Here is a 6,213-nt window from a genome sequence, read left to right on the forward strand (position 1 = left end):
ATAGTAATTGGTCATGGTGGAGATCAAGACGAACGAATCCCTGGCGGCCATGCGTGAGGCGGGGCGGGTGGTGGCCCGCGCCCTGGCGGCCGTACGGGAGAAGGCGGCGCCCGGTGTGCGGCTCACCGAGCTCGACCGGGCCGCGCGCGACGTGCTCGCCGAGGCGGGTGCCGGCTCGCCCTTCCTCGGCTACCACCCGGACTGGGCCCCGGTGCCGTTCCCGGCGGTCGTGTGCGTCTCCGTCAACGACGCCATCGTGCACGGCATCCCGGACGGCACCCGGCTGGCACCGGGCGACCTCGTCTCCGTGGACTGCGGGGCGACGCTGGGCGGCTGGGCCGGCGACTCGGCCGTCAGCTTCACGGTCGGTCCCGCCCGTCCGGAGGACACACGGCTGATCGCCGCGGCGGAGGAGGCCCTGGAGGCCGGCATCGCCGCGGCCGTCGTCGGCAACCGCATCGGCGACATCGCCCACGCGATCGGCCGGGTCTGCCGGGACGCGGGGTACGGCATCCCGGACGGCTTCGGCGGCCACGGCATCGGCCGCGCCATGCACGAGGACCCGGGCGTCCCCAACGAGGGACGCCCGGGCCGGGGCATGCGGCTGCGCCACGGCATGGTGCTCGCGATCGAGCCGATGCTCATCGGCGGCGGCACGGACGAGCACTACACGGCGCGGGACGGCTGGACGATCCGTACGTCCGACGGCTCGCGCGCGTCCCACGCCGAGCACACGGTGGCGATCACGGACGACGGCCCGCGCGTCCTCACCGCCCTGTGACCGTGGGCCGTCAGGACGTCGGCCGTACGACCATCGCCGAGCCGCCGCCCCTGCGGACCGTCTCCGCGGCGGCCACCCAGCGGCCGTCGGGGAGGCGCTGGACGCCGGTCGCCGCGCCGATCTCCGGGTTCTGCCGGAAGCCGTGTCCGATGCCCTCCAGCTCGGTCCTCAACGGGCTGTTCCACAGGGCCGGTTCGAGTTCGGTGGTGGCCTGGTTGCGCTGGCTGGCGCGCGGCGCGGCGATCGCGTCGACGAGCGGGAGCCCCCGGTCGACGACGCCGGTCAGCGTCTGGAGGACCGTGGTGATGATGGTCGCGCCGCCCGGGGAGCCGAGCGCGAGGACGGGCCGGTCCTGCCGGTCGAGGACGACGGTCGGGGACATCGAGGAGCGCGGCCGCTTGCCGGGACCGGGCAGGTTCGGGTCGTGGACGGCCGGGTTCGCCGGGGCGAAGGAGAAGTCGGTCAGCTCGTTGTTGAGCAGGAAGCCCCGGCCGGGCACGGTGATGCCGCTGCCGCCGGTGGACTCGATGGTGAGCGTGTAGGCGACGATGTTGCCCCACTTGTCGGCCACCGTCAGATGGGTGGTGTTCTCGCCCTCGTACGTGGTCGGGGCGGCGGTCCCGCCGCTCGCGCACGGCACCGGACTGCTCGGGTCGCCGGGGGCGAGCGGGCTGGTGAGGGCGGCGTCGTCGCGGATCAGGCAGGCCCGGGAGTCGGCGAACCGCTGGGAGAGCAGTCCGCCCGTCGGCACGGACTCGAAGGCCGGGTCCCCGACCCAGCGGCCCCGGTCGGCGAAGGCGATGCGGCTGGCCTCGATGAAGCGGTGCAGGTAGCGGGCCTGGGAGGCGGTCGAGAGGTCGGTGCCCTCCAGGATGTTGAGCGCCTCGCCGACGCTCGTGCCGCCGGAGGAGGACGGGGCCATGCCGTAGACGTCGAGCCCGCGGTAGGAGACCTTCGTGGGCCTGCGGGACTCGGTGCGGTACGCGGCGAGGTCGGCTTCCGTCAGGTCGCCGGCGCGGACCTTCCGGGTGGCGCCCTCCCGGAGCGGGGGCGTGCGGACGGTGTTCACGATGTCCCGGGCGAGCGGCCCCCGGTAGAGGGCGCCGACGCCCTCGCGGCCGAGCGTCTCGTACGTACGGGCCAGGTCGGGGTTCTTGAAGACGGAGCCGACCACGGGCAGCTGCCCGCCGGGCAGGAAGAGCTCGGAGGTGGCGGGGAAGTCGCGGAAGCGGGCCTCGTTGGCCGCGGTCTGGGCGCGGAAGGTGGGATCGACGGTGAAGCCGTCGCGGGCGAGCCGCTCGGCTGGTTCGAGCAGGGTGCCGAGCCGCTTGGTGCCCCAGTTGTCGAGGGCGGTCTTCCAGGTGGCGGGGGTGCCGGGGGTGCCGACGCCGAGGCCGCTGGTCTGGCCCTCCTCGAAGGGGATGGGCTTGCCGTTCTCCGTGAAGAGGCCGGCGTCGGCGGTGCGGGGCGCGGTCTCGCGCCCGTCGACGGTCCGTACCGTACGGCTCTTCGCGTCGTAGTACACGAAGTAGCCGCCGCCCCCGATGCCCGCCGAGTAGGGCTCCGTGACGCCGAGGGCGGCCGCGACGGCGACGGCGGCGTCGACCGCGTTGCCGCCCTTGCGGAGCACCTCGATGCCCGCGGCCGAGGCGTCGGCGTCGACACTGGCCACGGCGCCGCCGTACCCGACGGCGACGGGTTCCTTGACGGGTGGGTCCACGACGGGCGGGGCCTTCGGGGGCGCGGCGGCGCCCATCGAGAGCACCGTCGCCGCGACGGCGAGAAGTGAGACCCTGCCAGCGGCGGATCGACGCATTCCTACCTCCAGTCAACGACCGTCCGCGCAGCGTAACTTCCCGCGCCGCCTTCCGTCAGGACCGCCTCGAACTGGAGGCCGGATCGCCGCTAGCATGCGCGGCCATGAACGACGACGTCCGCAACATCGTGCTCGGGGTCCTGGCGACCGGGGTCAGCGCCGCCCTCGGCTGGCTGGGCCGCACGTACCAATGGCGGCGCAGGCTCCGCCGCAAGCAGGCGTTCTTCGGTCTTCCGGGGAGCTCCGAGTGCCTGCTCGTGGTGAACAGGGAGTCGGGCGGCGACAGCTCGGTGCACCGCTACGACGTGTTCGCGCTGCTCGAACTCTGCGCGCTCATCAAGGACTGCGGGGCGCACGCGCGCATATTGCAGCACGACCAGGCGCACCAGGGCTTCGGCGACCGGACGGAGTTCTGCGTGGGCGGGCCCTATTCGAATCGCCGTATGGCCGCTCATCTGGCGACCCTGCTGCCCGGGCTCACGGTGAACACGGACGTGGAGCGGGGGCCGGATCAGGGTTCGTTCCTGATCGGCTCGGATCGCTACCGGATGGACGCGGGCGTCGAGGAGTACGTGATCCTGGCCCGTCTCATGGCGGGCGAGGACTGCCGGCCGGTCTTCCTCTTCTGCGGGCAGCGGGCCATCACCAACCAGGCCGCGACCCGCTACCTCGCCCGCCACTACGAGTCGCTGGCGCGCCGCCACCGCGACGGCTCCTTCGTGCTCCTCCTGAAGGTGGTCAACTCGCAGGCGTACGGCCCCGACGTGGTGGAGCTGGTGGCCGACGTCACGAGCGCGGCGCGGAGGGCCCCAGCGGCCGAACCGGCAGCGACTTGATCCCGTTGACGAAGTTCGAGACGAGCCGGCGGGGCGGCCCTGCGAGGGCCAGGCCGCCGCACGCCTCTCGCAGCTCCTCGTGGAACACCCGGAGCTGGAGCCGGGCGAAGTGGGCGCCGAGGCAGACGTGCGGGCCGTCGCCGAAGGAGACGTGCGGGTTCGGGGTCCGGCCGAGGTCGAGGCGGTGCGGGTCGGCGAAGACGCGCTCGTCGTGGTTGGCGGACGCGTGGAAGACGACGATTTTGTCGCCCTCCCGGATCTCCTGCCCGGCGAGTTCGGTGTCGCGGGCGGCGGTGCGCCGGAAGGAGAGCACGGGCGGGTGCACGCGGAGGAGTTCGTCCACGGCCGTGTCCATGGACACCTCCCCCGCCCACAGCCTCCGTTGTTCCGCGGGGTTCTCGGCGAGGGCGAGGACCCCGCCGGGGGCCGCGCTGCGGACGGTGTCGTTCCCGGCGACGGTCAGCAGGAAGAAGAACATCTCCATTTCGGCGTCGGCGAGTTCGGAGGCGGCGAGCACGCTCATGACGTCGTCGGCCGGGTGCGCGCGCTTGTACGCGGCGAGCTCCTGCGCGTAGCCGAACATCTCGGCGAGCATGGCGGGCGAGCGGGGGTTGACGGGCCGCCCGCCGGCGTCGAGGACCGGCGGCTCGTCCGGGTCCTGGTAGGCGATGACCCGCTCGGTCCAGGTGTGCAGCAGTCCCCGGTCGCTCGCGGGGACGCCGAGCAGGTCGGTGAGGTTGAGCAGGGCGTAGTCGTCGGTGACGGCCCGGACGAGGTCCACCTCGCCGCCGGCCGCGAGCGCGGCACCGAGCAGTTCGCGGGCCCGCTCGCGGGCGGTCACGGCGAAGCGCTCGATCCGCCCGGGCGTGAAGGCCCGGCTGACGAGCCGCCTCAGCCGGCCGTGTTCCGGAGGGTCCTGATTGAGCATCATGCGCCGGATGAAGGGCAGGTCCGCGGGGTCCGGGTCGCGGATCTGGGTGGCGCCGAGGTGCGAGGAGTACGTCCCCGGGTCCTTGAGCACCCGGACGACGTCGGCGTGCCGGGTGACGGCCCAGAAGCCGGACCCGGCGGGCCAGCCGAGGATCTCCGGCTCCTCCTGCCGGGCGACGGGGGCCCGGTCGCGGAGGACGCGGAAGCGGTCGTGCGGGATGCCCGCGGCGTAGATCCGCGGGTCGAACACGTCGGGTGGGACGATCCTGCTCTGCACCGGCCCTCCCGTCGGAGTGAAGACGTCACCATCATGACAGGTCAGAGCCGGTTTTCGTAGGACGGAACGCACAGTTCGAGAGCCTTGTCCGGGCTGTCCCCCGACTCCCAGAATCTCCGTCGTGCATCACACGGAGAACAGGGGGCACATGGGGAACGCGGGGAAGTACGGCCAGGACGCGGTGCTGCGGGCGCGGGTCCTGCTGCTCGGGTCGGAGGAGCCGAGCCTCCGGGAGCGGCTGGACGCGTATCGGGTACTGGCGGAGGTGAGCCCGCGGGCGTATCTGCCGAAGCTGGTGGACGCGCTTTTCGAGCGGGCCCGCGATTTCGAGGATCCGGAGATCCTCCGGGCCCTGTACGGCGAGGCGGCGACCGCGGCGCGGCGGTTCGGCCCGGACGTGCGGGACGGGGAGGAACGGCTGAGCCGCGCCCTGGGCAACTACGAGCACGCGCTGTTCGCCCTCGGCCGGCGGTCCGAAGGGCTGGCGGTGTGCGAGGAGTTGGCGGAGGCCGGACGGTCCGGACGGCTCGCGGTCGTGCTGGCCGAGGAGGGTCGGCACGGGGAGGCGGCCGAACTGCTCGGCCGGAGCGTCGCGCCCGGGGGCGCGGACGTGTCCGGAGACGCGGACGTGTCCGAGTGGACGCTGATCGAGTGGGCGGCCGCGCTCGACGCGGCCGGGCGGCACGAGGAGGCCCTGGAGGTGTTCGCGCGCGTCGTGGACGGCGCGCGGCGCACGGCGGCGGACGACCGCTCCCCGCTGGCCTCCCTGGTGTGGAAGCTGGAGCAGTACGCCCGGATGCTCCGGGCGGCCGGGCGCCCGGCCGAGGAGGCCGCCGCGGGGAGCGAGATCCTGGCCCTGCTCGCCCGTCTCGCGAAGGGCGGCGAGCCGGTGAGCTGGAGCAACATCCAGGCCTGGTGGGCCACCCTCCTCGTCCTCTCGGGCCGGCCGGACGAACCGGTCGCCACTCCGGACGCCCCCCTGCCGGCGTTCGGGGTCCACCCGGTCCACGGCTGGTCTCCCGACGTGCGGGAGGAATACGCCGCTTCGATCCCCGCCCTCGAACGACGGACGGAAGCCCTGCGCGACTCGGGCGATCTTCCTGGACTGATCGCCACCCACCGCCGCCTGACGGTCCGCCGGGCACTCCGCTGGGAGACGTCCGGCCGCAGGACCGAGGAGTCGCTCCGCCCGTCCTTCGACGAGGCCGTGGCGCTCGCCCGCCGCCCGACCGCCGACCCGGGCGCGCTCGTCCGCGCCCTCACCGACCGGTCCATGTTCCTCCTCGCCGTCCAGCGGTACGAGGAGGCCCGTGCGGACTACGCGGAGGCCGTCGCGCTTCGGCCAATCGTTACCCGCACGTAACTTACCGACCGGTTACCACGGGTAAGGCGCTCCGGTTACCGTCGGGTCACTTTCACTGCCCCCACAGTGCCCCGTGAGGAGTGCCCCGTGCGCACATCCCTGGTCCTCGCCGTCTCGGCCGCTCTCGTGGCCGGGACGGCCCTCGGGCTCGCGCCCGCCGCCCAGGCCGCCGACACCGCCGGTTCCCTCCGCTTCGTCGACATCGCCGGG

At 73.6% G+C, this 6,213-nt stretch carries 5 protein-coding genes; 3 read left to right on the top strand and 2 right to left on the bottom strand.

Going from position 1 to position 6,213, the window contains the following annotated elements:
- The first annotated feature begins 13 nt into the window (after window positions 1-13).
- A complete protein-coding gene (gene map, locus K7G60_RS19650) occupies window positions 14-781 on the top strand; it encodes a type I methionyl aminopeptidase (RefSeq protein WP_225802244.1) in 768 nt (255 codons plus the stop codon).
- Between the two features lie 10 nt (window positions 782-791).
- On the opposite strand, the gene ggt is transcribed toward map, so the two are convergent.
- The gene (gene ggt, locus K7G60_RS19655) at window positions 792-2,597 is read right to left on the bottom strand and encodes a gamma-glutamyltransferase (protein WP_225802245.1); all 1,806 of its coding nucleotides are present in this window, start codon (window positions 2,595-2,597) and stop codon (window positions 792-794) included.
- Between the two features lie 104 nt (window positions 2,598-2,701).
- Between ggt and K7G60_RS19660 the strand changes: the two genes are divergently transcribed.
- Entirely contained in the window at window positions 2,702-3,433 is a 732-nt protein-coding gene (locus tag K7G60_RS19660) for a hypothetical protein (protein WP_225802246.1), read from the top strand.
- Here the strand turns inward: K7G60_RS19660 and K7G60_RS19665 are convergent.
- Window positions 3,384-4,640 (bottom strand): cytochrome P450, encoded by a 1,257-nt coding sequence (locus K7G60_RS19665; protein ID WP_225802247.1) that lies wholly within the window; start codon window positions 4,638-4,640, stop codon window positions 3,384-3,386. The two genes, K7G60_RS19660 and K7G60_RS19665, sit on opposite strands and share 50 nt — an antisense overlap.
- Before the next feature lie 121 nt (window positions 4,641-4,761).
- On the opposite strand from K7G60_RS19665, the gene K7G60_RS19670 reads away from it, so the two are divergent.
- Window positions 4,762-6,003 carry a tetratricopeptide repeat protein gene (locus tag K7G60_RS19670; RefSeq protein ID WP_225802248.1) on the top strand — a complete coding sequence of 414 codons (1,242 nt, stop codon included), beginning with the start codon at window positions 4,762-4,764 and terminating at the stop codon, window positions 6,001-6,003.
- Window positions 6,004-6,213: the final 210 nt, after the last annotated feature.

The organism is Streptomyces sp. NK15101 (assembly GCF_020400725.1).
Taxonomy (GTDB): domain Bacteria; phylum Actinomycetota; class Actinomycetes; order Streptomycetales; family Streptomycetaceae; genus Streptomyces.